The sequence below is a fragment of the Streptomyces sp. NK08204 genome (assembly GCF_020400585.1).
Lineage (GTDB): Bacteria > Actinomycetota > Actinomycetes > Streptomycetales > Streptomycetaceae > Streptomyces.
The window spans coordinates 15,431-40,587 of record NZ_JAINVF010000007.1; the positions used below are offsets into that span (position 1 = coordinate 15,431).

The window sequence follows — 25,157 nt, forward strand, 5'->3', positions numbered from 1 at the left end:
ACCTCCTGGTTCAATTTCCCTCACGGGATATCGCCGGCGCTGCCCGGACTTCCACCGTGAATATCGACCCAGGCGTTTTTGTATCCTTGATTCGCTGCGTTATTCGCGTAGGCTGTGAGATCCGACGCATTTAGGTGGTAGCGCTTGGCCGCGAGCTCTGCCGCTCGCTGGGTGTACGTGGCGTTACCTTTTAAGCCGTGCTGCCATACGTCTGCCTCCGCATCCTGGGCATCATTGGCAGCATTGCCTTGGACGTCTTGGAACATTTCTGTCATCGCCATGCTCGTCCCGGTGCTGGCGAATCCGCCGAGAAGCGCCCCGGCCCAGGGGGTCGCCATGCCGGACGTGCCCACGCCGACGACGGTGCCGACTGTGCCGGAGATCAGGTTCTGGTACTGGCTGACGGCGTGGTCGAAGGCGTCGTCCTTGCCCTTCGCCCAGCTGGCGATGGCCTCCATACGGCCCAAGCTGAGCACTCCCGAGACCTCGCCACCCTGCGTCGAGACGGTCTGGACGAGAAGTTTGTGATCGTCGGTGAAGCGCCGGTCGGCAGGCAGATCCGGGTTCAGGTGGTACTGCATCAGCTCCGACATGTACGCCTTCTGGCCAACCTCTACCGCGGCGTAGCCGTCAGGGCTCTGGCCCACCGCGAACAGGAACTTGTTCGCTTCCCCGGGATCCAGCCGGGCTGCGGCTCCTTCGATCGGATACAGCTTGTCGACGTGCGGCACGGTGCTGATGCTTCGATCGATGTCGGGCAGATACTCGGAAGCGATCTGGCCCATGCTGTCCGACATGTATCGCCTGTCCGTGAGCAGCTCCGGCTTGTCCGCCACGCTGGAGACGATCTCCTGGAACAGCTTCGTCTGTCCGCTCGTGTGCGCCGGTGTGTCGACCGTGGGCATCTCTCCGGCCGGGTGGCCGGTGGTCGCTGCCTCCAGGGCCTGGGCCAGGTAGTTCTGGCCGGCGATGCTGTGGACGCCATGGGTGTCGTAGGTGTCCATCGGCCAGTGGCGCTTCTCGAAGAGGTACTCGAAGTTGGAGACGGCCTTCTTGTGGTCGCCGTCCTTCGGGATGAAGTCGTCGTTGAAGAAGTCCGTGGCCGCCGTGGGATTGTGGGACAGGCCCTTCAGGTATCCGGTGAGGGGGTCCCATCCGCCGTCGGAGCCCTCGTAGTTGAGCTGGGGGCCGGTGCTCGCCTGCCAGGCGGTGTACCGGCCGTCGTCCGTGTAGAACCGCTCGGTCTTCATCAGCGCGCGGCCGTAGTCGGTCATGAACCTGTCGTCGAAGTCGCCGTTGCGCATCAGGTTGCTCATCACCTGGAAGCCGATCACGCCGCCGTTGTGGCCGACCGGCTTGTTGCCGAGGGTGATGACCTGGTGTTTCCACTCCGACATGCCCGCGCTGTCCGACTGGCTGGCGGTGGCCAGGGTCAGGCTCAGGTTCTTCTGCAGCTCGGCGTATTTGTAGCCGCGGTCGTAGGCGATGGGTCCGTCGTTGAGGCCGAGCCAGAACTTCGTCGTGCCCTTGGCGCCCAGACGTTCGGTGAACTCCTCGGCGAACAGGGGGTCGTCGTGGTACTTCGCCAAGCCGGCGTTGATCTTGTCGAAGTCCGCGGCGGTGAGTTTCGACGGGTCCTTCCGCGCCAGTTTCGCCAGTTCGTCGGCTTCCTTCACCGCCTTCGCTGCCTGGTCGCGGTTCTTGTAGACCGCGCCGGAGAAGCCGTACTCGCTCTCGTCCACGAGCGCCATGAGGACGTCGGAGGCGGTGCTGTCGCTCTGTGCCGCGTTGCCGAGGATCTTCTGCACCTCGTCGCGCAGGGAGGTCTCCTCCGCGACGGTGTGGTCGGGGACCTCGGTGCCGTGCGCGGCCCGGTCCGGGTGGACGGCCATGGTGACGATGAAGCCGCCGTCGCCCGACGGGATGACCGTGAGGTTCTTCTTGCGGCCGTTCTCGACGGCCGTGTGTAACTGGTTCTTGTAGCTCTTCAGCTCGTCCCTGGTGTCCCGGAGGATGTTGTGGATCGACGTCGCCTCCTTGGCGGCGTCGTCGAACTCGCCGGCCGTCTTGCCGATGAACTCCTTGGAGACGGTGGAGTTCACGCCGTGCCAGTCGGCCTTGACCGCCTTGCCGTGCAGCCCGTCGTGCGCCTGTTTCTGCATTTCCGTCAGGTTGCGGACGAGCAGGCCCCAGTCGTCGACGGCGTCGTCGAGCAGCTTGAAGTTGGCGTGGTAGAGGTCTTCGAACTTCACGCGGCGGCCTCCCTCAGTGCTTCTTCTTCGGGTGGCCGTAGTACACCGGGTTCTTCTTGCCCGGCGCTCCCACGCGCTCGTCGAACCCGGCGTCCAGGGTGTCGATGCTGCTCATCGCGCGCCCGATGTAACCGTCGTCGCCGGCGTGGATCCGCTTGGTGACGTGCATGTGGTTGGAGATCTGACCGCACGCGTCCAGTAACGAGGTCAGTTGCTCGTCCCAGCGCCGGGCCACGTGTTTCAGGCCCTTGCCGAGCAGGAACCCCTGTCCGGCGAGGTCGCCCGCGGCCGATTCGCTGCTCGACTGCGCCACCCGGGCCTTGTGCTGCAGCTGGTCGTAGAGCGAGTGCGCCTCTTTGCCGATCTGCGCCAGGTCGGCGTCGCTGACCTTGAGGTCACCGTAGGCGCTGGTGCCACCGGTACCCGGGTCGGGCAGGTGGTTGAGCTGCATTCTCGCCGGGTGTCGATCCGCGGCGTCGGCCTTGAGCTGTTCCCATTCGTCCCATGCCATTGAAGGGCGCCTCCCCCGTACCGGCTGCTGGTGTCGCTCGGGTCTGCGGTTGCGATCGCCAATGGTAAGGGCATGCCGTGGCGGACATGGGCCGGTTTGTGTGAGGTTGGCGTGTACGTGGCGGCGTCGGCTCATACACTGCTGTCGGCGGACTGACCGGCGGCGAGGGGCGGTTGACGGTGCGTAAGACGTGGGTCGTCGTGGGCGCTGTCGCGGGCGCCGGGCTGAGCTTCGTCATGCTGCTGGTCGTCGGGGTGTACGTGGTCTCCGGCAATCTCGCCGGCGGGGTCGGCGCGGGCAGCCGCGGGCTGGCCAAGGGAGCCGTGCCCGCCGCCTACAAGCAACTGGTGCAGCGGTGGGGCAATCTGTGCCCCGCGCTGAGCCCGGCCCTGCTCGCCGCCCAGCTGTACCAGGAGAGCGGCTGGAACCCCACCGTCGTCAGTCCCGCCGACGCCCGCGGCATCGCCCAGTTCATCCCGGGCACCTGGGCCACCCACGGCATCGACGGCAACGGCGACGGCAAGCGCGACATCTGGGATCCGAATGACGCGATTCCGTCGGCCGCCTCGTACGACTGCGAACTCGCGAAGTACGTCAAGGACGTTCCAGGGAACGTCTCCGACAACATGCTCGCCGCCTACAACGCCGGTGCCTACCGCGTCATAAGGGCGGGCGGGGTCCCCGCCATCCGCGAGACGCGGAACTACGTCCAGCGGATCCGCAGCCTGGAGCAGAGCTTCGCGGCGCCGGTCAGCCGGATCGACCCCACCCGGCAGGCGGCCGGTGCCATCGCCTTCGCCCAGAGCAAGCTCGGCACGCCCTACCTGTGGGGCGGTGACGGCAGCGCTGACCAGGGTGGACGCTTCGACTGTTCGGGGCTGACCAAGGCCGCGTACGAGAAGGTGGGCATCAGCCTGCCGCGTGTCGCCAACGACCAGTACAACGCCGGCCCGCACCCCTCCCGGGACCAACTGCTCCCCGGCGACCTCGTCTTCTTCTCGAACGACCTCAGTGACTCGCGGGCCATCCATCACGTGGGTATCTACGTGGGTGGCGGGTACATGATCGACGCGCCCCGCACCGGAGCCGTGATCCGGTTCGACCCGATCGACACCCCGGACTACTTCGGTGCCACCCGGGTCACCGAAGATGGCGCAAAAGCGCTGCCCACGAAGGTCTGAAGGGGCGTGCACCGTCTGTGAATCCCACCCCTGAGCTGGGGCGATGAGTCTCTCTTCGATAACGTCTGAGTGATCATTCCGTGGAATGTGGAACGTATGAGGGGGAGTCGTGCGTTCCTGTTGACGACTGAGCCACCACGCACACGAGGTGCGTCCGGAAAACCGACGAAGGGGCCGCAGCGCGATGGCTGTACTCGCCGAATCCGGATCGAACCCCGACGTCGAACTGCTCTACGACATCAACGGCTTGGCCAAGGACGCACCGCACTGGTTCGACCGGGCCATGGAGTTCGTCGGTGAGTACGGCCTGCTCCTCGCCATGGTGCTGCTGGTGCTGTGGTGCTGGTGGTCGTTGCGGCGCCGGGGCGGGGAGGACGCGGCCTCCTCGGTCGCCTCCCTGGTGTGGGCGCCCCTCGCGGCCGGTATCGCCGTGCTGGTCAACATTCCCATCCGGGGCTTCGTGGAACGGCCCCGGCCCTTCGTCGACCACCAGGGCCTGGACGTCCTGGTCTCCGGCAAGAACGACTTCTCCTTCGTCAGCGACCACGCGACGATCACCATGGCGCTGGGGGTCGGCCTGTTCGTCGCCAACCGCCGCTTCGGAGTGGCCGGGATCGCCCTCGCCCTGCTGGAGGGCTTCTGCCGCGTGTACATGGGCGTCCACTACCCGACCGACGTCATCGGCGGTTTCGCCCTGGGCACGGCGGTGGCCCTGCTGCTGTCGCCGGCCGCGATGGCCCTGCTCACCCCGCTGATGAAGGCGGTCGAGCGCTCGCGGCGGGCGGGCTGGATCGTCCGGCGCCGCCCGGCCCGCGGGCCGGGCGACAATGCGCTGCTGCCCGGTGCGCGCCGCCCTGTGGAGTCCGAGGAGCGGGACCTGGCGGCGTGAGCGTTCCGGCCGAGCCGCCGCGTCCTGCTCCTCCGTGCCCTTCTCACAGGCCTTGCGGGTAAGAGAAGAACCTCTCCGGGTCGTACCGCTTCTTCACCTGGCCGAGCCGGTTCACCGCGTCCCCGTAGTACGCCTTCCGCCAGTTCGTCAGCGTCGGGTCCGTGTAGTTCTGGTACGCCGCGCCGGAGGCGTACGGCCTCATCGCGTCGCGTGCCGACGTCAGCCAGGACTGGGCCGTACCGCCCGAGGCGCCCGCTCCCCAGGACGCGATGTACTGCGCGAGCATCCGCGAGCGGCGGTGGACGAAGGCCGTCGCCGTGGGGCCGACCCGGTTGACCGCTCCGCCCAGGGCCGTGAACGCGACGCTGCCCGCGCCGCCCCGGACGGCGGCGATCTGCTTCAGCACGGTCTGGATGCCCGCCGCGGACAGGGAGCGGTCGAAGAAGTCCGAGCGGGCCGCGTACGTCTCCCGGCCCAGCGCGCCCTGCGGGGAACGGCCGGGGGTGGAGCCCGGCAGATGGCACTGGGCGGCGGTGGAGAAGGAGGAGCAGCCGGCGTAGATCTCCATCGCCTCCTCGTAGCCCCGGCGGTGCAGGGAGACGGAGGAGGCGTTCGCGCCGGCCTGGTGGGCGAGGCGGTCCACGGCGTTCTGGAGTTCGCCGTAGGTGCCGAGGGAGAAGCAGGCCACGGAGACCGTGGGTGTGCGGCCGGGCGTGGCGGCCAGGTGCAGGGAGGACCAGATCTCGTCCGGCTGGGTCGGCCCCCATTCCTGCCAGGCCTTCAGTACCGCCGCCGCCTTCGCCCACGGCCAGGTCAGGTATGCGGTCACCGCCTGGGGCGCCGGGTGCGTGCGGAAGACCAGCTCGGTGACGACGCCGAAGTTGCCGTTGCCCGCGCCGCGCAGCGCCCAGAAGAGGTCGGAGTGGTTCCTCGCGTCAGCGGTCACCTGCCTGCCGTCCGCCGTGATCAGCGTCGCCTGGGTGAGGCTGTCGCAGGTCAGGCCGTACGCGCGGGAGACGACGCCGTGGCCGCCGCCCAGTACGAGGCCGGAGACGCCGACGGTGGGGCACGAGCCCGCGGGTATGGTCACGCCCTTCGCGGCCAGCGCCCGGTAGACGTCGATCAGCTTCGAGCCGGCGCCGACGACCGCCTGCCCGCCGCTCACCCGGATCCGGTTCAGTTCGGACACGTCGAGGATCAGTCGGTTGTCGCCGGAGGAGTAACCGGCGTAGGAGTGTCCGCCGTTGCGTATCGACACCTTCAAGCCGTGGGCGCGGGCGTAGGCCAGGGTCGTACGGATGTCGTCCGTGTGGGCGACATAGGCGACGGCGGAGGGCTTCAGTCCGTCGAAGCGGGTGTTGTACAGCTGGTGGGCCGTCTTCCAGGCGGTGTCGCCGGGGCGGACCAGGGGGCCGTCGAGGTCGCGGGCGAGGGCGGCCCAGTCGGCGGGAGCGCTTGCGCTGGTGGTCTTCAGCGACGTACGCGAGGATGACGTGCGGGAGGGCGACGTCACGTGCGCCGAGCGGTCGGCGGACGGGCCGCCACCCGCGCTGCACGCGGTCAGCGTGGTCGCCGCCAGTGCGGCTGCGCCGCCCGAGATGAACGTACGCCGTTCCATGTCCGCCGCCTTTCCAAGCTGTCGTGGAACGAGACGGCGTCCTGCGCACAAGGGTTCCCCCGGTCGGGCCAACGAGGTCGAATACCTGTCCGCCCCGTTCGCCGCTACCAGCCGATACCCCACCAGACAGCCCGGTCGTCGGAACCTGCACGTGCTCTCCCCGTAAGCATTCCGTGACCTAACCGGGTCGATGGCAGGGGTTCACCCGCCGTTCATTTACGGCCTTCGGCGGCTTCACCTCTTCTGCCTAATTTCGGCCTTACCCGGTGCGGAGTGCGGTCGTAGATGCGCTCAGCACCCCGACGACTTCGCGCGCCGCCGACAGCGGCGGCTCCTGGAAGGAACTCCCGAAAGTGATGCTTCAGCGCAAGAACCGGCTGCGCGCCCTTTCCCTCGGTGCTGTCGCCGTCACCGGCGCCCTGGCTCTGACGGCGTGCGGCTCCGACGACAACGGCGACAGCAACGGCGGCGGCAAGTCGGCTGCCCCGGCCACCGCCAGCTCGGTCAAGTGCGACGACGCCAAGGGTCAGCTGCTCGCAGACGGCTCCTCCGCGCAGAAGAACGCCATCGACGCCTGGGTGAAGCAGTTCTCCACCGCCTGCAAGGTGCAGATCAACTACAAGGGTGGCGGCTCCGGCGCCGGTGTGACCGCGTTCACCCAGGGTCAGGTCGCCTTCGCCGGTTCCGACTCCCCGCTGAAGCCCGAAGAGGTCGCGGCCTCCAAGAAGGTCTGCAACGGCGGCCAGGGCATCGACCTGCCGATGGTCGGCGGCCCGATCGCCCTCGGCTACAACGTCCCGGGTGTCGACAGCCTCGTCCTGGACGCGCCGACGATCGCCAAGATCTTCGACAGCAAGATCACCAAGTGGAACGACAGCGCGATCGCCAAGCTGAACCCGGGCGTCAAGCTGCCCGACCTCAAGATCCAGGCGTTCCACCGCTCGGACGAGTCCGGCACCACGGACAACTTCACCAAGTACCTGATCGCCACCACCCCGGACAACTGGAAGTACTCCGGCGGCAAGGCCTGGCAGGCCAAGGGCGGTCAGTCCGCTCCGCAGTCCGCGGGTGTGGCCCAGCAGGTCAAGCAGACCTCCGGCGCCATCGGCTACTTCGAGCTGTCCTACGTCAAGGACGGCATGAAGGCCGTCTCCCTCAAGACCGGTGCCAGCAAGCCGGTCGCCCCCAGCACCGAGAGCGCCACCGCCGACATCGCCGCCGCGAAGGTCGTCGGCACCGGCAAGGACCTGTCGCTGAAGCTGGACTACAACACCAAGGCCGAGGGTGCCTACCCGATCACCCTGGTCACCTACGAGATCGTCTGCGACAAGGGCAACAAGGCGGACACCCTGCCCGCCACCAAGGCGTTCCTGCGCTACATCGCCTCCGAGGACGGCCAGAAGATGCTCTCCGGCATCGACTACGCCCCCGTCCCGGCCGAGATCAACGCCAAGGTCCGCACCACCATCGAGGGCCTGAGCTGACCTGATCCCGAAAGTGCGGCCCGGTCCCACGGCCTCCCCGTGACCGGGCCGCACCGTCCGGTGCACCGCCGCCACGAGTCGTGGCCCCCACAGGGGCGCATGGCTCAGCAGACCGGAGAACCCGATGGACATATCGAAGACAACTGACGCATCTCCACCCCTTCACCAGCCCGCGGCCGAGCAGTCGAGCCTGGCCCGCGGCGCCACCCGGCCCGGTGACCGCATCTTCCTCGGTCTCTCCCGCGGCGCGGGCATTCTGCTGTTGCTGATCATGGCCGCGATCGCGGTCTTCCTCACCTACCGTGCCTCCCTGGCGATCAGCAAGGACCACGGCAACTTCCTGACCACCTTCGAGTGGAACACCGGCCTGGTCCCGCCGAGCTTCGGTATCGCGGTGCTGGCCTTCGGCACGATCGTCTCCTCGGTCATCGCCATGGTCCTGGCGGTCCCGGTCGCGGTCGCCATCGCGCTGTTCGTCACGCACTACGCACCGCGCCGGCTGGCCGGCCCCGTCGCGTACGTGATCGACCTGCTGGCCGCCGTGCCGTCCATCGTGTACGGCCTGTGGGGCGCGCTCGTGCTCGTGCCGCACATGAACGGCCTCTACGGCTGGCTCAACGACTACCTCGGCTGGACCGGCCTGTTCTCCTGGGACGAGGGCGCCCCGCGTTCGATGCTCACCGTCGGCATCCTGCTCGCGATCATGATCCTGCCGATCATCACCAACGTGAGCCGTGAGGTCTTCCGCCAGGTCCCGCAGATGCATGAGGAGGCGGCCCTGGCCCTCGGCGCCACGCGCTGGGAGGTCATCCGCATGGCCGTGCTGCCCTTCGGCCGCTCCGGCGTGATCTCCGCCTCGATGCTCGGCCTGGGCCGCGCCCTCGGCGAGACCATGGCCGTCGCCACGGTCCTCTCCCCCGACTTCCTCGTGCACGCCAGCCTGCTCAACCCGGGTGGCGGCACCTTCGCCCAGAACATCGCCAGCAAGTTCAGCGAGGCGACGGAGTTCGGCCGGGACGCGCTGATCGCGTCCGGTCTGGTCCTGTTCGTCATCACGCTGGTGGTCAACGGCGCGGCCCGGCTGATCATCGCCCGCCGCGCGGAGTACTCGGGGGCCAACGCATGAGCCACGCAGCCGTCATCACCGACAAGCAGCCCAGCACCCTGCGCGGCGCCAGCCTGCCCAGGTGGTCGCCGTGGGCGATCGCCGGGGGCTCCCTCGCCCTGGGCCTCGGCATCTCCTTCGCCGCCGGCCTGCACAGCAAGATCCAGTGGGGTCTGATCGCCGCGGTCCTGTTCGTCCTCGGCACGTATGTGCTCGCCGCGCGCGTCGAGGGCCGCCGCCAGGCCAAGGACCGCGTCGCGACCAGCCTCGTCTGGGTCGCCTTCCTGGTCGCCGTGGTGCCGCTGGTCTCCCTGATCTGGGTGACCGTCGCGCGCGGTGTGAAGGTCCTGGACCCCTACTTCCTGAGCCACTCCATGGGTGTCGTCGCCGACACCGAGCCGGGCGGTGGCGTGTACGCCGCCATCATCGGCAGCCTGGAGCAGGTGGGCCTCGCCACCGCGATCGGCGCCCCGATCGGCATCCTCACCGCGATCTACCTCGTGGAGTACGGGCGGGGCACGCTCGCCAAGGCGGTCACCTTCTTCGTCGACGTGATGACCGGCATCCCGTCGATCGTCGCCGGTCTGTTCATCCTCAGCCTGGTGCTCATCATGAAGCTGGGGCCCTCCGGCTTCGCCGGCTCCCTCGCCCTGGCCATCCTGATGATGCCGGTCGTGGTCCGCTCCACCGAGGAGATGCTCAAGCTCGTCCCGAACGAGCTGCGCGAGGCGTCCCTGGCGCTGGGCGTGCCGAAGTGGCGCACCATCCTGAAGGTGGTCCTGCCGACCTCCATCGGCGGCATCACCACCGGCGTCATGCTGGCCGTCGCCCGTATCGCGGGCGAGACCGCGCCGGTGCTGCTGCTGGTGTTCGGCAACCCGTTCATCAACAACGACCCCTTCCACGGGGCCCAGGCGTCGCTGCCGCTGTACATCTACAACCAGTTCGCGAACAGCGCGGGCTCCGGTGCGGCGTACGACAGGGCCTGGGCGGCATCGCTCACGCTGATCGCCTTCGTGATGATCCTCAACCTGGGTGCCCGCGCGATCGCGCGCTGGAAGGCCCCGAAGACCGGTCGCTGACCGCGGCCTCGGCGACTGAAGACTTTGGAAGTGAAGCAGTAATGGCCAAGCGAATCGACGTAAGCGGACTGACCGCCTACTACGGCTCCCACAAGGCGATCGAGGACATCTCGATGACCGTCGAGCCGCGTTCGGTGACGGCGTTCATCGGCCCCTCCGGCTGCGGCAAGTCGACGTTCCTGCGCACCCTCAACCGCATGCACGAGGTCACCCCGGGCGGCCGGGTCGAGGGCAAGGTGCTCCTCGACGACGAGGACCTCTACGGCGCGGGCGTCGACCCGGTGTCGGTGCGCCGCGAGGTCGGCATGGTGTTCCAGCGCCCGAACCCGTTCCCCACGATGTCGATCTTCGACAACGTGGCGGCGGGCCTGCGCCTGAACGGCAACTACCGCAAGAGCGAGCTGAACGACATCGTCGAGCGGTCGCTCAAGGGCGCGAACCTCTGGAACGAGGTCAAGGACCGTCTGAACAAGCCCGGCTCGGGCCTCTCCGGTGGTCAGCAGCAGCGTCTGTGCATCGCGCGGGCGATCGCGGTGGAACCGAAGGTCCTGCTCATGGACGAGCCCTGCTCGGCCCTGGACCCGATCTCCACCCTCGCCATCGAGGACCTGATCGGTGAGCTGAAGGAGCGCTTCACGATCGTCATCGTGACGCACAACATGCAGCAGGCGGCCCGTGTCTCGGACCGCACGGCGTTCTTCAACCTCGCCGCCGTCGGCCAGCCCGGCCGGCTGATCGAGATCGACGACACGGAGCGCATCTTCTCCAACCCGTCGGTCCAGGCCACCGAGGACTACATCTCGGGCCGCTTCGGCTGATCCGCAGCCCCTGAACGCCTCGCGGTGCTGCATGGCGGTGCCACCGCGAGGACGCAAAAAAGGCCCGCCCCCGGATCTCCGGGGGCGGGCCCGCTGCTTTTGGCCGGTGCCCGTCACCGCGTGGTCCCGGGTGGCGGTGGTCCGGCACGGGCCGGGGCCGGGGGGCGCGGGAGCCCCCCGGCCCCGGCCCTACAGCGCGGTCAGGTTCACCACCTCGAAGGCCAGCGCGGCGACCAGTGCCGCGGCGGGCATCGTGATGAACCAGCCGAGCACGATGTTCTTGGCCACGCCCCAGCGCACGGCGTTGAGCCGCTTCGTGGCGCCCACGCCCATGATCGCCGAGGTGATGACATGGGTGGTGGAGATCGGCGCCTTGAACAGGTACGCCGTACCGAACATGATCGAGGCGCCCGTGGCCTCCGCGGCGAAGCCCTGCGGCGGGTCCAGCTCGATGATCTTGCGGCCCAGCGTGCGCATGATCCGCCAGCCGCCCGCGTAGGTGCCGAGCGACAGCATCACCGCGGAGACGATCTTCACCCACACCGGGATCGGGGCGCCGAAGGTCGAGTGGCCGGAGATCACCAGGGCCATCACCACGACACCCATGGTCTTCTGGGCGTCCTGCAGACCGTGGCCGAGGGCCATGCCGGCCGCCGAGACGGTCTGGGCGATGCGGAAGCCCCGCTTGGCCTTGTGCGGGTTGGCCCGCCGGAAGATCCACATGATCGCCGTCATGACCAGGTAACCGACGAGGAGACCGACCACGGGGGACAGGATCATCGGAATGATGATCTTGTTCAGCACGCCGTTCCAGTGCACGGCCGTACCGCCTGCCAGGGCCGCGCCCACCAGGCCGCCGAACAGCGCGTGGGAGGACGAGGAGGGCAGGCCGAAGTACCAGGTGACCAGGTTCCAGACGATCGCGCCGACCAGGGCCGCGAAGAGGATGCCCATGCCGTGCGAGCCCGAGGGTGTCTCGATCAGGCCCTCGCTGACGGTCTTGGCGACCCCGGAGCCCAGGAAGGCACCGGCGAGGTTCATCACGGCGGCCATCGCGAGGGCGGCGCGCGGGGTCAGCGCGCGCGTCGACACCGATGTGGCGATCGCGTTCGCGGAGTCGTGGAATCCGTTCGTGTACGTGAAGAAGAGCGCGACCAGAATGGTCGCGACGAGGGCGAAGGTGTCCATCGACGCCTCAGGACTCCTTGACGGCGATGGTCTCCACCGTGTTCGCCACGTGCTCGAACGCGTCCGCCGCCTCTTCCAGGACGTCCACGATCTGCTTGAGCTTCAGCACCTCGATCGCGTCGTACTTGCCGTTGAAGAGGTGGGCCAGCAGCTTGCGGTGGATCTGGTCCGCCTGGTTCTCCAGCCGGTTGACCTCGATCCAGTACTCGGTGAGGTTGTCCATCGTGCGCAGGTGCGGCATGGCCTCCGCGGTCAGCTCGGCCGCCCGCGCCAGAACCTCGATCTGCTGCTCTATGCCCTTGGGCAGTTCCTCGATGTTGTAGAGGACGACAAGGTCGACGGCCTCTTCCATGAAGTCCATGATGTCGTCGAGGGACGACGCGAGGGAGTAGATGTCCTCGCGGTCGAAGGGCGTGATGAACGAGGAGTTCAGTTGGTGGAAGATCGCATGCGTGGCGTCGTCACCTGCGTGTTCCGCGGCCCGCATACGCTCTGCGATCTCGGCCCGGGCGGAGGCGTCCGCCCCGAGCAGTTCCATCAGGAGTTTCGAGCCGGTGACGATGTTGTCCGCGGAGGCGGCGAACATGTCGTAGAAGCTCGTCTCCCTGGGGGTCAGACGAAAGCGCACAAGGGGTCCTCGGGGTGCATCGGTTTCGGTCAGGCTGATGCTAGGCGCATCATCCGGCCACGGCTATCGGGCCGTCCCCCAGTGTCGCCCATCGGGCACCCGGATCGGCACGGGGGCGGACCAAGGGCCTCATACCCAGCAAAGTTCGCTATCATATACCCGCCTGGGGTATATGCAGGCTCGTCCGGACAACAGGGAGGCCCGTGATGACGGCGACCGAGGCCCACGCGACCACGCACGGTTACCACAAGCAGAAGGACGAGCACCTCAAGCGGCTGCGCCGGATCGAGGGGCAGATCCGCGGCCTGCAGCGCATGGTCGACGAGGACACCTACTGCATCGACATACTCACCCAGGTCTCGGCCTCCACCAAGGCCCTGCAGTCGTTCGCCCTGCAGCTGCTCGAGGAGCACCTGCGGCACTGCGTGGCGGACGCGGCCCTCAAGGGCGGTGACGAGATCGACGCGAAGGTGGACGAGGCGACGAAGGCGATCGCCCGCATGCTGCGCACCTGAACCCGGTCCTCAGCGGGACTCGCGCTCCTCGGCGACCCGCAGGACCTCGTCGATGCTTTCCAGGCTGAGCCGGTCCTCGGCGGCCGAGGCCGCGATGATCAGCTCTCCGCACAGCTCTATCTCGGCGAGAGCCACGTGGTCCTGGACCGCCGTACCGCCTGCCGGAGCCACGTGCCTCACCTCTTCCCCGCCGTCACCGACTCCCTAGAGTAGGCAGCGGTCCGGACCCCGCGCATGGCACGGACGGGCTAGTCGGGGGTGGCGGCACTGACTAGTTTCCGCCCTCCCTCCGGCCCTTGTCTGCGCCCTTGTCCCCGCCTTGATCGTCGTCCTCGGCGATCCAGCCCGCGTAGATGTCCCTGGAGCGCGGCAGGAGTACGTCCACGGGGGCGCCGAAGCCGTACAGCAGCGTGGTCGAGGCGACCGCCACGGGCGTCTTCTGGCGGCCGTTGACGAAGCTGAAGCGCTGCCTGAGCTTGCGGACGCGGCCCTGGTCGTCGAGGTAGGCGTCGAACGGCACCTGGGCCGTGGCGAATCCTCTGGCCGCCGCCTCGAGGCACGCCCGCACGTCCGCCGGCGCGCCGCGGGCCGCGACGGAGAGGTCCGCGGTCCCCCGGTAGTGCCGTACCCCGGTGCCGCCTACCTCGGTCGTGCCGAGGTACGTCGCCGTGCGCGTCCCGCGCAGCACTTCGGCCGCCGTGGACGGGTCGGTCGCGCCGCCGGTCACCAGGTTGCCGTCGGACAGGGCGGCCGTCTCCACCCGCACCCATTTGTCGGCGGGCACCCCGGCGCCCCGGTTCTTCATGAACAGGGCGCCCGGTGTGAGGAGTTCGGTGATGGGCCGGTGCTGCGAGGCGCCCGTCGGGTCCTCGGGCAGCACGACCGTGAGGTGCCCGAGCCGGCGCCGGTAGTCGTAGACACCCCTGCCGCGGATGGTGACCCGGGTGCCGCCCGTGGCCATCTCCATCGACGTGCTGACCTTGGAACTGCCCGCGTCGCGCAGGGTGTCGGCGGCCCCGTGCAGCACGGTGACCGGATCGCCGACGGGCCCGTTCACGCCCTCGGCGGCGGCCCCGCTGCCGGAGCAGCCCGTGACAGCCGCGCCGAGCCCTGCTGTGATCCCCATGATCCCCACCGCGACGACGGTCCTGCCCGCGCGCCTGTGCTGCCGCCGATCCATCGCCTGCCTACTCCCAGCCGGTACGTCCGTGGGCCCCCTTCGATCCGGTTAACGACGGGTAGGGAGCGCCGTCACGCGCGGTCGGAACCGGGGGTGACGAAGCCCGTGGGAGGGCCGTACGCCGTTCGACGGCGGAGTCGGTAACGTTGCCCGGGTGGCGCAGCAGGACGGGCCGGACAGGGCCCGGCAGGGGCAGGTACACCTCACGACGACGAGCGAACAGGGCCGCTTCTGCGTGGCCCACTGCACATGCGGCTGGCGCGGCCCGGCCCGCCGGGCCCGCAGCCAGGCCAGGACGGACGCCGCGGATCACACCGCGGCCGTATGAGGTGCCGCGCTCATCCGGGTGCGAGGCTGCGGACCAGCGCGTCCACCAGCTCCCGGTCCCGGGGCTGGGTCAGCCGGCAGCGGGCCGCGGCGGGGGAGAGCCACAGCACGCGGTCGACCTCCGAGTTCGGCGTGAAGTGGCCGGAAACAGCCTCTGCCGCCCAGTAACGCACCTGCTTCGGGCGGCCGTTGGCCAGATAGCGCACAGTCGGCAGCTCGGTGCCGGGGACGGCCGTGCAGCCGGTCTCCTCCACCACCTCTCGCAGGGCGCCCGCGAGCGCGTCCTCGCCCCGCTTCAGCTTGCCCTTCGGGTGGGACCAGTCGTCGTACTTGGGCCGGTGGACCAGGCAGACCTCGAGGTCGCCCGGGACCGGCGAGCGGCGCCACAGCACGCAGCCCGCCGCCCGGACCAAGGTGTCGTTCACGCCGCCTCCTCGGGAGGGTTCAGGGTGCGCCGACCGTCTGCCCCAGCCATGCCTGCTGGAAGGCGAACCGGGCCGCCTCCACCTCGTGCCGCTGGTCGGCGTGGAGCACGCCGAGCGCGTACGCCGTCGCCGGGGCGATGCGCGGCGTACGGGCCGCCTGGGCCGCCGCCGCTGCCGCCTCCGAGGCGTCCCGGTGCTGGTTCAGCGCCTGGCCGGCCGTCAGGAGCCTTACGTCCGCGGGGGCGTCGCCCTCGTGCATCGCCTCGCGGGCGTACCGGTGCAGGCGCAGCAGCAGCCGGACCTGGTGCCAGGGGCCGTCCTGGGGGTGCGGGGTGAGGTCCGGGGACAGGCCGTGGATCAGGGCCTCGGCGTTGTAGGGGTGGCCGGCGGTGACCAGCGGCAGGCTGCCGACGGCGTCCGTGAGGCGTTCCTTCGCCGCGGCGGCCAGCGGGCCCAGGTCCGTGGTGGCGGCGGCCGGGGTCAGGGGCACCTCGCTGGCGAGTACGGCGACCTTGTCGGCGACGGCGTGGAAGCGGGAGGAGCCGATGGCCTGGAGCGCCGTGGAGTGGGCACGGGTCCGGGCGAGGGTGAGCTGCCGTTCGAGCAGCGCCCCCGCCTTGGCCGCGCCCACGGTGAGGTTGCCGCGCTCTGTGCCCGCCGCCGGGCGGGCCGGTCCGCCGGGGCTGGACGGTGCTTCCTCCACGCCCGGGCCGGCTCGCCTGCCCACGGCTTTGTTCGTCAGCGCCGCCTGTGTCGGGAACACCGTCGCGCCCGACAGCCTGTGCAGGGCCTGCAGGAGGCGTTCCAGGCGGGCCTCGTAGGCGTGTTCGAGGCCCAGTGTGCCGGACAGCCAAGCCAGTTCGGGGCGCATCTCCTCGGACCAGTCGGGGTCCAGCAGGGGGCGGAAGGTGTGGAGGCTGCCGCTGATGCGGCGGGCCGAGCGGCGCAGTGCCCTGGCGGCGTCGACGGCCCCCCCGGCGTTGCCGGCCGTACTGCCGCCGGACTCCCGGTGCAGGCGCAGCGCGCGCAGGAACTCCGTGGCCTGCGCGCGTAGATAGCCTGAGAGGGCGTCCCCCCTGACCGTCCCGGCCGCGGGGTCCGTCGGGTCAAGGTGTTGCATTGCCACGCCGGCGCCTCCGGGCGTCTATGAGCATCTCCTGAACGTTGCGCAGGGGCTGTCCGTCCGCGTCGGTCGCGTGCCGGGTCCACTCGCCGTCGGGGCCGAGGTGCCAGGAGGCGGTGGAGTCGGACATGCCGGTGTCGAGCAGCCGGTTCAGGGCCGCCCGGTGGCCGGGGTCGACGACCCGGACCAGGGCCTCTATCCGGCGGTCGAGGTTGCGGTGCATCATGTCGGCGCTGCCGATCCACACCTCGGGTTCGCCGCCGTTGCCGAAGGCGAAGACCCGGGAGTGCTCGAGGAAGCGGCCGAGGATCGAGCGGACCCGGACGTTCTCCGACAGGCCCGCGACGCCCGGACGGACGGCGCAGATGCCCCGCACCCAGATGTCGACCGGCACGCCCGCCTGGGACGCCCGGTAGCAGGCGTCGATGATCGCCTCGTCGACGATCGAGTTGACCTTGATGCGGACGAACGCCGGGCGGCCCGCGCGGTGGTTCCTGATCTCCTTGTGGATCCGCGAGACCAGCCCGTCCCGCAGCGACTTGGGGGCGACCAGGAGCCGGCGGTACGTCTCCCGGCGGGAGTAGCCGGACAGGCGGTTGAAGAGGTCCGAGAGGTCCGCGCCGACCTGCGGGTCGGCGGTGAGCAGGCCCAGGTCCTCGTACAGACGCGCCGTCTTCGGGTGGTAGTTGCCGGTGCCGACGTGGCTGTAGCGCCGCAGCGTCTCACCCTCCTGGCGTACCACCAGGGACAGCTTGCAGTGCGTCTTCAGACCGACCAGGCCGTACACGACGTGGCAGCCGGCCTCCTCCAGGCGCTTCGCCCACTTGATGTTGGCGTGCTCGTCGAAGCGGGCCTTGATCTCGACCAGCACGAGGACCTGCTTGCCGGCCTCGGCGGCGTCGATGAGCGCGTTGACGATCGGGGAGTCGCCGGAGGTCCGGTACAGGGTCTGCTTGATCGCGAGGACGTCCGGGTCCTCGGCCGCCTGCTCGATGAAGGCCTGCACGGACGTCGAGAAGGAGTCGTACGGGTGGTGCAGCAGGACGTCCCGGCTGCGCAGCGCCGCGAAGATGTCGGGCGCGGAGGCCGACTCGACCTCGGCGAGGTCGCGGTGGGTGCCCGCGACGTACTTCGGGTACTTCAGCTCCAGGCGGTCGATGCCGGCGATACGGAAGAGACCGGTGAGGTCCAGGGGACCCGGCAGCGGGTACACCTCGGCCTCGGAGATCTTCAGCTCGCGCACCAGCAGGTCGAGCACCTCGCGGTCGATGGACTCCTCGACCTCCAGGCGCACCGGCGGCCCGAAGCGGCGCCGCATGAGTTCCTTCTCCAGGGCCTGGAGCAGGTTCTCCGCGTCGTCCTCCTCGACCTCCAGGTCCTCGTTCCTGGTCAGGCGGAAGGCGTGGTGCTCCACCACCTCCATGCCCGGGAACAGTTCCTCCAGGTGCGCGGCTATGACGTCCTCCAGCGGGACGTACCGGCCGGGCGCGGCCTCCAGGAACCGGGACAGCAGCGGCGGCACCTTCACGCGGGCGAAGTGCTTGTGGCCGCTCACCGGGTTGCGTACGACCACGGCCAGGTTCAGGGACAGGCCGGAGATGTACGGGAAGGGGTGCGCGGGGTCCACGGCCAGCGGGGTGAGGACCGGGAAGATCTGGTGCCGGAAGAGCGTGAAGAGGCGGGCCTGCTCCTTCTCGGTCAGCTCGTTCCAGCGGACCAGGTGGATGCCCTCCTCCGCGAGTGCGGGAGCGACGTCCTCGTGGTAGCAGGCGGCGTGCCGGGCCATCAGCTCGCGCGAGCGGGCCCAGATCATCTCCAGGACCTCGCGGGGCTGCAGACCGGAGGCCGAACGGGTGGCGACCCCGGTCGCGATGCGGCGCTTCAGACCGGCCACCCGGACCATGAAGAACTCGTCCAGGTTGCTGGCGAAGATCGCCAGGAAGTTGGCGCGCTCCAGCAGGGGCGTGTTCGGGTCCTCGGCCAGCTCCAGGACGCGCTCGTTGAAGGCGAGCCAGCTGCGTTCCCGGTCGAGGAACCGGCCCTGGGGCAGGGGCGCCCCCTCGGCGTCGGAGTCCTCGTAGGCGTCGAGGTCCGCGTCGATGTCGGGTTCCAGGTCGGAGACCGCGGCGGCCACCGTGTGCGGGCGGTGCGCGGCGATGGAGCCCACGGAGGGCTGGACGTGCTGTACCTCGGCCTGGGTGTCTGACTGGCTCATAGACCCATTGTTCCGCGCCCACGGCGTGACGGGCGCGTCGGAACGTGCGGGTGGGAGCGTCATCGCCCCGCTTCCCGCGGGCCCCTCGGGGGGCGGCGAAGGCTCTGGCACGGCGGGCGTCATTGGCCGAGCGTCGCAAGCCCGGCTGAATCAATGGTTACGGCGACATGACGTCCCGGCTAGCGAGGGGCGGCTCCCGGGCGCACCGCGGTGCGTGCGCCGGGGGCCGGGCGGTGACCGTGGGTGTGCGGGCGGACGCCGCGTGTGTGTCGGCCGGGGTGGGTGACCGTCTCTCCCGCGCGGTCCGGTGCCCCGTCCGGCGGTCACGTCTCGGTGCGGTACATCAGGTCCGTCTCGTGGACCGTGAAGCCCAGCCGCTCGTACACCGACACGGCCGCCTTGTTGTCGGCGTCGACGTAGAGCATCGCCGTCGGCAGGCCGAGACCGGCCAGATGGCGCAGGCCGATCGTGGTCAGCGCCTTGCCGAGGCCGCCGCCCTGCTCGCCGGGCCGGACGCCGAGGACGTACACCTCGCCGAGCCCCTCCTCGGGGTGCACCTTCGTCCAGTGGAAGCCGATCAGCTCCCCGTCCCGCTCGGCGAGGAAGAATCCGGCCGGGTCGAACCACGGCTCGGCCTTGCGGTCGTCCAGGTCGCGCTGGGTCAGCGAGCCCTGCTCGGGGTGGTGGGCGAAGGCCGCCGCGTTCACCGCGAGCCAGGCGGCGTCGTCCTTGCCGGGCACGAAGGTGCGTACGGTCACCCCCTCGGACAGTGCCGGCTCGGGCAGCTGCAGACCGGCCAACGGCCGTCGCATCTGGCGCAGTTCACGGAACAGGGTCAGGCCGAGCACCTGGGCCAGGTGGCGGGCGGAGGAGTGCCCGCCGTGCGCCCACACCCGCAGCCGCTTGCCGGAGGCGGCCAGCAGCGCCGAGCCGATCGCCCGGCCGTGTCCGTGCCCGCGGTGCCCGGGATGGACGACCAGTTCGGCGGCCGGCGCCTCCACCGGGTCGGTGTCCTCCAGTTGTGCGTAGCCGACGAGTTCGCCGTCGATGGTCAGCAGCAGGTGCGAGACGCCCTCGCGCGGCCCGCCGCGCAGTTGCAGCCTGCCCTGTTCGGACACCGGCTGCTGCCCGTCGACCTGTGCGGCCTGCGCGAGCAGCCCGAGCACGGCCTCGGCCTGGCTCGGGGTGAGTTCGGTGTAGGTCTCGATGGCACGGGAGGCAAAGGGCCGTACGGCGTCGTCGCTGCTCATGCGTACGAGGGTACGGCCAGCCCCGGACCGGAGGGCCGACATCGGGCGGCAGCGTCCGGACGGTGAAGGGGCATCAGCCGTCCGGTGATCGCCCGGACCGGATCGTGGCCGTGGTCGCAGCAGTGCGGGCCTGGGCCTGCCGGTGGTCAGACCGCGGCGCGGGTGTGCGGGCCTGGGCCTGCCGGTGGTCAGACCGCGGCGCGGGTGGGCTCCCCGCCCGGCGTCAGACGGTCTCCGGCGGAGCGGCGGGTGCCCCCGGCAGCCGTACCGTCACCAGGGTGCCGTCGCCGTTCGCGCCGGTCACGGTGACCGTGCCGCCCCCCTGCTGGACCGTGCGCGCCACGATGGACAGCCCCAGGCCCGAGCCGGGCAGGGCACGGGCGCTCGGGGAGCGCCAGAAGCGGTCGAAGACGTGGGGGAGTTCGTCGGCGGCGATGCCGGGGCCGTGGTCGCGGACGGTCAGGACGCCACCGGTCAGCTGCACCTCGATCGTGCCGCCCTCAGGGCTGAACTTGACCGCGTTGTCGAGGATGTTGACGATCGCCCGCTCCAGGGCCGAGGGCTCCGCCCGTACGAACCAGGGGTCCAGGTCCGCCGTGATCGACAGCTCGGGACCGCGCAGGCGCGCCCGGCGCAGGGCGGCTTCGACGGCGTCCTGGAAGGAGACCACCTGCACGCGCTCGCCGCGCTGCCCCTCCGAGCGGGACAGCTCCTGCAGGTCGCCGATCAGCGCGGCCAGCTCCGTCACCTGTGCCTTCACGGAGGCCAGCAGGGCCTTGCGGTCCTCCGGCGGGATCGGGCGGCCCGTCTCCTCGCTGCGGGTGAGGAGTTCGATGTTCGTCCGCAGCGAGGTCAGAGGGGTGCGCAGCTCGTGCCCGGCGTCCGCGATCAGCTGCTGCTGGAGGTCGCGGGAGCTGGCCAGGGAGGCGGTCATGGAGTTGAAGGAGCGGGAGAGGCGGGCCACCTCGTCCTCGCTGTCGTCGTGCACCGGGATGCGGATGGACAGGTCCTCGGTCCGGGCGACGCGCTCCACGGCCTCGGTGAGCTTGTCGACCGGACGCAGGCCCGCCCGCGCCACCGCCAGGCCCGCGGCGCCCGCTCCCACGACTCCGACGCCGGAGGTGAGGAGGAGGATCAGCGCGAGGTCGTTGAGGGTCTTCTGGGTGTCCTTGAGGGACAGGGAGACCATGACGGCGACGCCCGGGTAGGGCTCGATCGTGGGGCCCACTGCGCCCACCGGAACGGCCGTGATCATCACCCGGACGTCGTTGCCCTTGCTGTCGGTGCTGTTGTGGAAGATACGGGTGCGGAGGCTGGGGTTCTTCGCCGCGGCCCTGTCCGTGGCCGTCACCTTCACCGACACGCCCTCGGAGTTCGGCACGACACAGGTCCGGCCGTTCGCCGTGACGACCTGGAGGAAGACGAGGGAGGGGCGGCCGTCGGAGTCCTCGGCGTTCTGGGGGCATGCTGCCACCACTGCGGTGACCTCGTCGGCGGTCAGCGTCCGGCTCCCGATGCCCGACAGGCGGTCGTCGACCTGGTGGTACAGCTTTCCCTGCACGATGAACCAGCAGGACACCGAGACCGCCGCCACCGCGAACGCCACCGCCGCCGCGACCAGCACCGCCAGTCGCGCCCTCAGCGGCAGCGCCCGGTAGCGGCGTGCCAGCCGCTTCACTCCGCGCCGCCCTGGCGGAGCACGTACCCGACGCCCCGGACGGTGTGCACGAGGCGCGGCTCGCCGCCCGCCTCGGTCTTGCGGCGCAGGTACATGACGTAGACGTCGAGCGAGTTGGACGAGGGCTCGAAGTCGAAGCCCCACACGGCCTTCAGGATCTGCTCGCGGGTGAGTACCTGGCGGGGGTGGGCCATGAACATCTCCAGCAGCGTGAATTCCGTGCGGGTCAGCTCCACCGGCCGCCCGCCCCGGGTGACCTCGCGGGTGGCGAGGTCCATGCGCAGGTCGGCGAAGCTGAGCGCCTCGTCCTCCTGGGCCTCGGCGGACACGGCCACCGCGTAGTTGCTGCGGCGCAGCAGGGCGCGGATACGGGCGAACAGCTCGTCCAGTTCGAACGGCTTGACCAGGTAGTCGTCCGCGCCGGCATCGAGTCCGGTGACCCGGTCGCCGACCGTGTCGCGGGCCGTGAGCATGAGGATCGGGGTGGTGTCGCCGGTGCCCCGGATGCGTCGGGCGGCCGTCAGGCCGTCCATGCGGGGCATCTGGATGTCCAGCACGACCAGGTCCGGCTGGTACGAGGCCGCCTTCTCCAGCGCGTCCGCGCCGTCGACGGCGACCTCGGTGCCGTACCCCTCGAAGGCGAGGCTGCGCTGGAGCGCCTCGCGCACGGCGGGTTCGTCGTCCACGATCAGGATGCGCTGGGAGTCACGGTCGCCTTCGGCAGGGCTCATCGGTGGCGGTTCCTCGGGGGGTGGGGTGGAGGGCGGTCGGAGGCGGTAGGGGTGGTCGACGTGTCTCTCAGCGTCGCATGTTTCGGCGCCGGGAGACGTGCTCACGCCGCGGATCGCGGCGCGGCCCCGCACGCGCGGCCGGATGGCGTTTCCGGACGGTGCGGGGCCAGGGACGGTGGCGGGGCCAAGGGCGGGTGCGGGGCCGGGGACGGGGTCGGCGGCCGGGGCCGGCGGGCGGTGGCCGGGGTCCGTGCCCGCGGCCCGGAGCGTCAGCGGCGCCTCGGTCGAGTGCGTGGCCGAGGGGTACGGGCCTGCCCATCAGCTGGGGAACGGCGGGGTCTCCAGCTGATGGGACGAGGGGAATCCGGGGCCCGGCGGAGCGCCGAGGGGGCTGTCGACGTGGTCTTCACTCGGGACCGGACCGCGGTTCGGGCCTGAAGGCCGCGGGGTGGGCCCGGACCGCGGCTCGGTCCCGAGGACCGTGGCTCACACCTGGGCCGTGGTCAGGCCCGTGACCGCGGTCAGGCGCTTCAGCGGCACCTTGCGGCGGTGGGTGCGCGCGGCCGGGGTGCGCAGGCCCATCAGCTGGGGAACCGGCGGGACCTCCAGCTCCGGGAACGCGGGGAACTCCGGGTCCTCGGCGGGGCGGACGGGGACGGCGGGCGCGTGCAGCTCGTACGCCACGTCCACGGCCAGGGTGAGGGCGGCCGGGCCGAGGCCGGCGGCCTGGTGGGAAACCTGCTTGATCATGACGTACTCCCTGCCGACTGGATGGTGCTGGCTGGTGGAGAGGGGGATCAGCTGCTCGCGCCCGACCGCAGCTTGGCGAGGTCGGACTTGACGGTGTTGACCGGGATGGCGAAACCGAGGCCGATGCTGCCCGCGTCCGAGGACGAGGACCGCTGCGCGTCCGACGAGTACATCGCGGAGTTGATGCCGATGACGGCGCCGCTCGCGTCGATCAGCGCGCCACCGGAGTTGCCGGGGTTGAGCGAGGCGTCCGTCTGGATCGCCTTGTACGTCGTCGTGGAGGAACCGGTGTCGCCGTTGAACTGCCGGCCGCCGAACTGGAACGGCCACTGGCCGTCGCCGTCCTGGTTCTGCCCCTGGTTCTCGTCCGTGGAGACGGTGACGTCCCGGTCGAGCGCGGAGACGATGCCGCTGGTGACGGTGCCGGTCAGGCCCTCGGGGGAGCCGATCGCCACGACCGAGTCGCCGACCTGGACGCTGCCCGAGCTGCCGAGCGCGGCGGGCTTGAGACCGGAGGCGCCGCGCAGCTTGATCAACGCGAGGTCCTTGGAGCTGTCGGTGCCGACGACCTCGGCGGTGTAGCTCCTGCCGTCGCTGGTGCGCACCCTGATCGAGGAGGCGCCGGAGATGACGTGGTTGTTGGTGACGATCTCGCCGTCGCGGGTGATGATCACGCCGGAGCCGGTGGAGGAGCCGTTGTCGAGGGTCGCGTTGATCTCGACCACGCTCGGGGTGACCGCGGCGGCGATCGCGGCGACGTTGCCCCTCTTGCTCGAGGGCACCACGTGGGTGGTGGTCCCGGCGGAGGCGACCGAGTCCTTGCCGGTCAGCTCCTGGAAGGCGTAGGCCGTGCCGCCGCCGACCGCTGCCGCGACGATCGCGACCGCCGTGAGCAGGCCGATCGGACCGCGGCTGCGCTTCTTGCTGTGCGTGGGTTCGGGGGCCGCGAAGGGCTGGGCGGGCTCGTTGGAGGGGGGCGGGGGCCACTCAGGGTTCACGGTCATGCCATTCAGGATGTCCCGTGACCATGAAAGCTTCGTGAGTGCTCCCTGAGAAGCCCGACAGAACCTCGTTTGCCCGATATAAAGACGCCCGGGTCCTGTGCCGAGGACGGCTCAGGACTCGCAGCCGCAGCTCGTGCGGACCACCAGCCGGGACGGGAAGGTCCTCAGCCGCTCGCGCCGGGAGCCGGCCACGCGCAGCCCGTCGTCCAGGACGAGGTCCACGGCGGCCCGTGCCATCGCCGGGCGGTCCGAGGCGACCGTGGTCAGCGGCGGGTCGGCGAGTGCCGCTTCCTTGATGTCGTCGAAGCCGGCCACGGCCAGCTCTCCGGGCACGTCGATGCGCAGCTCACGGGCGGCACGCAGCAGGCCGATGGCCTGGTCGTCGGTGGAGCAGAAGATCGCCGGCGGCCGGTTCGGGCCGGACAGCACCTCCAGGCCCACGCGGTAGGCGTCGTAGCGGTTGTACGGCGCTTCGAAGAGCCGGCCCTCGGTGGACAGGCCCGCCTCCGCCATGGCCCGCTTCCAGCCGTCGACGTGGTCGGAGACCGGGTCGCCGACGGCCGGCGTCTCGGCCGTACCGCCCATACAGGCGACGTACTCGTACCCGTGCTCCAACAGGTGGCGTACGGCGAGCTGGGCGCCGCCCAGGTCGTCCGTGACGACGGCCACGTCGTCGATGGCCTCGGGCCGCTCGTGCAGCAGCACCACCCGGGCGTCCCAGGCGTCGATCTCCGCGGCGGCGAGGTCGTTCAGCGCGTGCGAGACGAGGATCAGGCCGGACACCCGCATACCGAGGAACGCACGCAGGTAGTGGACCTCGCGTTCGCCGATGTAATCGGTGTTGCCGACCAGGACCATCTTCCCGCGCTCGGAGGCGGCCTGCTCGACCGCGTGCGCCATCTCGCCGAAGAAGGGCTGGCGGGCGTCCGGGATGATCAGGCCTATGAGGTCCGTGCGCCGGGACGCCATCGCCTGGGCGACCCGGTCTGGCCGGTACCCCAGTTCCTTGATCGCGGCGAGGACACGCTCGCGCGTGGCCGGGGCGACCGGCCGGGGTCCGTTGTTGATGACATAACTGACGACGGCGGTGGAGGTCCCAGCCAGCCGTGCCACGTCATCCCGAGTCACCTTGGCCACGCGCGGAGTCTACGCGGATGGACCCATTCTGGGCAGGGCGTATCAAGGCTGGGTGTGCGGTAGCAA

24 protein-coding genes are annotated in these 25,157 nt (G+C 70.2%); 8 read left to right on the top strand and 16 right to left on the bottom strand.

What is annotated here, in order from left to right:
* Window positions 1–20 precede the first annotated feature (20 nt).
* Together K7G59_RS13410 and K7G59_RS13415 are read right to left on the bottom strand one after the other, a co-directional pair.
* Window positions 21–2,252, bottom strand: coding sequence for a hypothetical protein (locus tag K7G59_RS13410; protein ID WP_225833846.1), 2,232 nt, complete (start codon window positions 2,250–2,252; stop codon window positions 21–23).
* 13 nt (window positions 2,253–2,265) lie between these two features.
* On the bottom strand, window positions 2,266–2,763 hold the full coding sequence (locus tag K7G59_RS13415; protein ID WP_225833848.1) for a hypothetical protein: 498 nt from the start codon (window positions 2,761–2,763) through the stop codon (window positions 2,266–2,268).
* 173 nt (window positions 2,764–2,936) lie between these two features.
* Here K7G59_RS13415 and K7G59_RS13420 point away from each other — a divergent pair, with 173 nt between their 5' ends.
* Window positions 2,937–3,944, top strand: a complete 1,008-nt coding sequence (locus tag K7G59_RS13420) for a bifunctional lytic transglycosylase/C40 family peptidase (protein WP_225833850.1) — start codon at window positions 2,937–2,939, stop codon at window positions 3,942–3,944.
* Window positions 3,945–4,128: 184 nt separating this feature from the next.
* Window positions 4,129–4,833 (top strand): phosphatase PAP2 family protein, encoded by a 705-nt coding sequence (locus K7G59_RS13425; RefSeq protein WP_225833852.1) that lies wholly within the window; start codon window positions 4,129–4,131, stop codon window positions 4,831–4,833.
* A 43-nt stretch (window positions 4,834–4,876) separates the two neighbouring features.
* On the opposite strand, the gene K7G59_RS13430 is transcribed toward K7G59_RS13425, so the two are convergent.
* The gene (locus K7G59_RS13430) at window positions 4,877–6,451 is read right to left on the bottom strand and encodes an FAD-binding oxidoreductase (protein WP_225833854.1); all 1,575 of its coding nucleotides are present in this window, start codon (window positions 6,449–6,451) and stop codon (window positions 4,877–4,879) included.
* A gap of 353 nt (window positions 6,452–6,804) precedes the next feature.
* Here K7G59_RS13430 and pstS point away from each other — a divergent pair, with 353 nt between their 5' ends.
* The 4 genes from pstS (at window position 6,805) to pstB (ending at window position 10,940) form a co-directional block, all read left to right on the top strand.
* Window positions 6,805–7,935, top strand: coding sequence for a phosphate ABC transporter substrate-binding protein PstS (gene pstS, locus K7G59_RS13435; RefSeq protein WP_225833856.1), 1,131 nt, complete (start codon window positions 6,805–6,807; stop codon window positions 7,933–7,935).
* Window positions 7,936–8,059: 124 nt separating this feature from the next.
* Window positions 8,060–9,061, top strand: coding sequence for a phosphate ABC transporter permease subunit PstC (gene pstC, locus K7G59_RS13440; RefSeq protein ID WP_225833858.1), 1,002 nt, complete (start codon window positions 8,060–8,062; stop codon window positions 9,059–9,061).
* Entirely contained in the window at window positions 9,058–10,122 is a 1,065-nt protein-coding gene (gene pstA, locus K7G59_RS13445; protein ID WP_225833860.1) for a phosphate ABC transporter permease PstA, read from the top strand. The genes pstC and pstA overlap by 4 nt, the downstream gene beginning before the upstream one ends.
* Before the next feature lie 41 nt (window positions 10,123–10,163).
* Window positions 10,164–10,940: a phosphate ABC transporter ATP-binding protein PstB gene (pstB, locus tag K7G59_RS13450; protein WP_225833862.1), complete on the top strand. Its 777-nt coding sequence runs from the start codon at window positions 10,164–10,166 to the stop codon at window positions 10,938–10,940.
* A gap of 189 nt (window positions 10,941–11,129) precedes the next feature.
* On the opposite strand, the gene K7G59_RS13455 is transcribed toward pstB, so the two are convergent.
* A complete protein-coding gene (locus K7G59_RS13455) occupies window positions 11,130–12,128 on the bottom strand; it encodes an inorganic phosphate transporter (RefSeq protein ID WP_225833864.1) in 999 nt (332 codons plus the stop codon).
* 7 nt (window positions 12,129–12,135) lie between these two features.
* Window positions 12,136–12,756 (bottom strand): DUF47 domain-containing protein, encoded by a 621-nt coding sequence (locus K7G59_RS13460; RefSeq protein WP_225833866.1) that lies wholly within the window; start codon window positions 12,754–12,756, stop codon window positions 12,136–12,138.
* Between the two features lie 206 nt (window positions 12,757–12,962).
* Between K7G59_RS13460 and K7G59_RS13465 the strand changes: the two genes are divergently transcribed.
* Window positions 12,963–13,271, top strand: coding sequence for a metal-sensitive transcriptional regulator (locus tag K7G59_RS13465; protein ID WP_225833868.1), 309 nt, complete (start codon window positions 12,963–12,965; stop codon window positions 13,269–13,271).
* Window positions 13,272–13,280: 9 nt separating this feature from the next.
* On the opposite strand, the gene K7G59_RS13470 is transcribed toward K7G59_RS13465, so the two are convergent.
* Entirely contained in the window at window positions 13,281–13,442 is a 162-nt protein-coding gene (locus K7G59_RS13470) for a hypothetical protein (protein WP_225834255.1), read from the bottom strand.
* 100 nt (window positions 13,443–13,542) lie between these two features.
* A complete protein-coding gene (locus K7G59_RS13475; RefSeq protein ID WP_225833870.1) occupies window positions 13,543–14,451 on the bottom strand; it encodes a hypothetical protein in 909 nt (302 codons plus the stop codon).
* Window positions 14,452–14,605: 154 nt separating this feature from the next.
* Between K7G59_RS13475 and K7G59_RS13480 the strand changes: the two genes are divergently transcribed.
* Complete coding sequence (locus K7G59_RS13480) at window positions 14,606–14,779, top strand: hypothetical protein (RefSeq protein WP_225833872.1); 174 nt, start codon at window positions 14,606–14,608, stop codon at window positions 14,777–14,779.
* Between the two features lie 10 nt (window positions 14,780–14,789).
* Here K7G59_RS13480 and K7G59_RS13485 read toward each other — a convergent pair whose 3' ends face one another.
* The 9 genes from K7G59_RS13485 to K7G59_RS13525 all read right to left on the bottom strand — a co-directional run bounded on the left by K7G59_RS13485 (window position 14,790) and on the right by K7G59_RS13525 (window position 25,091).
* A complete protein-coding gene (locus K7G59_RS13485) occupies window positions 14,790–15,203 on the bottom strand; it encodes an NUDIX hydrolase (RefSeq protein WP_225833874.1) in 414 nt (137 codons plus the stop codon).
* Window positions 15,204–15,222: 19 nt separating this feature from the next.
* The gene (locus tag K7G59_RS13490) at window positions 15,223–16,329 is read right to left on the bottom strand and encodes a CHAD domain-containing protein (protein WP_225833876.1); all 1,107 of its coding nucleotides are present in this window, start codon (window positions 16,327–16,329) and stop codon (window positions 15,223–15,225) included.
* Complete coding sequence (locus K7G59_RS13495) at window positions 16,310–18,664, bottom strand: RNA degradosome polyphosphate kinase (RefSeq protein ID WP_374114224.1); 2,355 nt, start codon at window positions 18,662–18,664, stop codon at window positions 16,310–16,312. Before K7G59_RS13495 ends, K7G59_RS13490 begins: the two co-directional genes overlap by 20 nt.
* 200 nt (window positions 18,665–18,864) lie before the next feature.
* Window positions 18,865–19,791, bottom strand: a complete 927-nt coding sequence (gene mshD / locus K7G59_RS13500) for a mycothiol synthase (RefSeq protein ID WP_225833880.1) — start codon at window positions 19,789–19,791, stop codon at window positions 18,865–18,867.
* Between the two features lie 223 nt (window positions 19,792–20,014).
* On the bottom strand, window positions 20,015–21,469 hold the full coding sequence (locus K7G59_RS13505; RefSeq protein ID WP_225833882.1) for a cell wall metabolism sensor histidine kinase WalK: 1,455 nt from the start codon (window positions 21,467–21,469) through the stop codon (window positions 20,015–20,017).
* On the bottom strand, window positions 21,466–22,200 hold the full coding sequence (locus K7G59_RS13510; RefSeq protein WP_225833883.1) for a response regulator transcription factor: 735 nt from the start codon (window positions 22,198–22,200) through the stop codon (window positions 21,466–21,468). Before K7G59_RS13510 ends, K7G59_RS13505 begins: the two co-directional genes overlap by 4 nt.
* Window positions 22,201–22,686: 486 nt before the next feature.
* On the bottom strand, window positions 22,687–22,950 hold the full coding sequence (locus K7G59_RS13515; protein ID WP_225833885.1) for a hypothetical protein: 264 nt from the start codon (window positions 22,948–22,950) through the stop codon (window positions 22,687–22,689).
* Between the two features lie 47 nt (window positions 22,951–22,997).
* Window positions 22,998–23,954 carry a S1C family serine protease gene (locus tag K7G59_RS13520; protein ID WP_225833887.1) on the bottom strand — a complete coding sequence of 319 codons (957 nt, stop codon included), beginning with the start codon at window positions 23,952–23,954 and terminating at the stop codon, window positions 22,998–23,000.
* Window positions 23,955–24,065: 111 nt separating this feature from the next.
* Complete coding sequence (locus K7G59_RS13525) at window positions 24,066–25,091, bottom strand: LacI family DNA-binding transcriptional regulator (RefSeq protein ID WP_225833889.1); 1,026 nt, start codon at window positions 25,089–25,091, stop codon at window positions 24,066–24,068.
* Window positions 25,092–25,157: the final 66 nt, after the last annotated feature.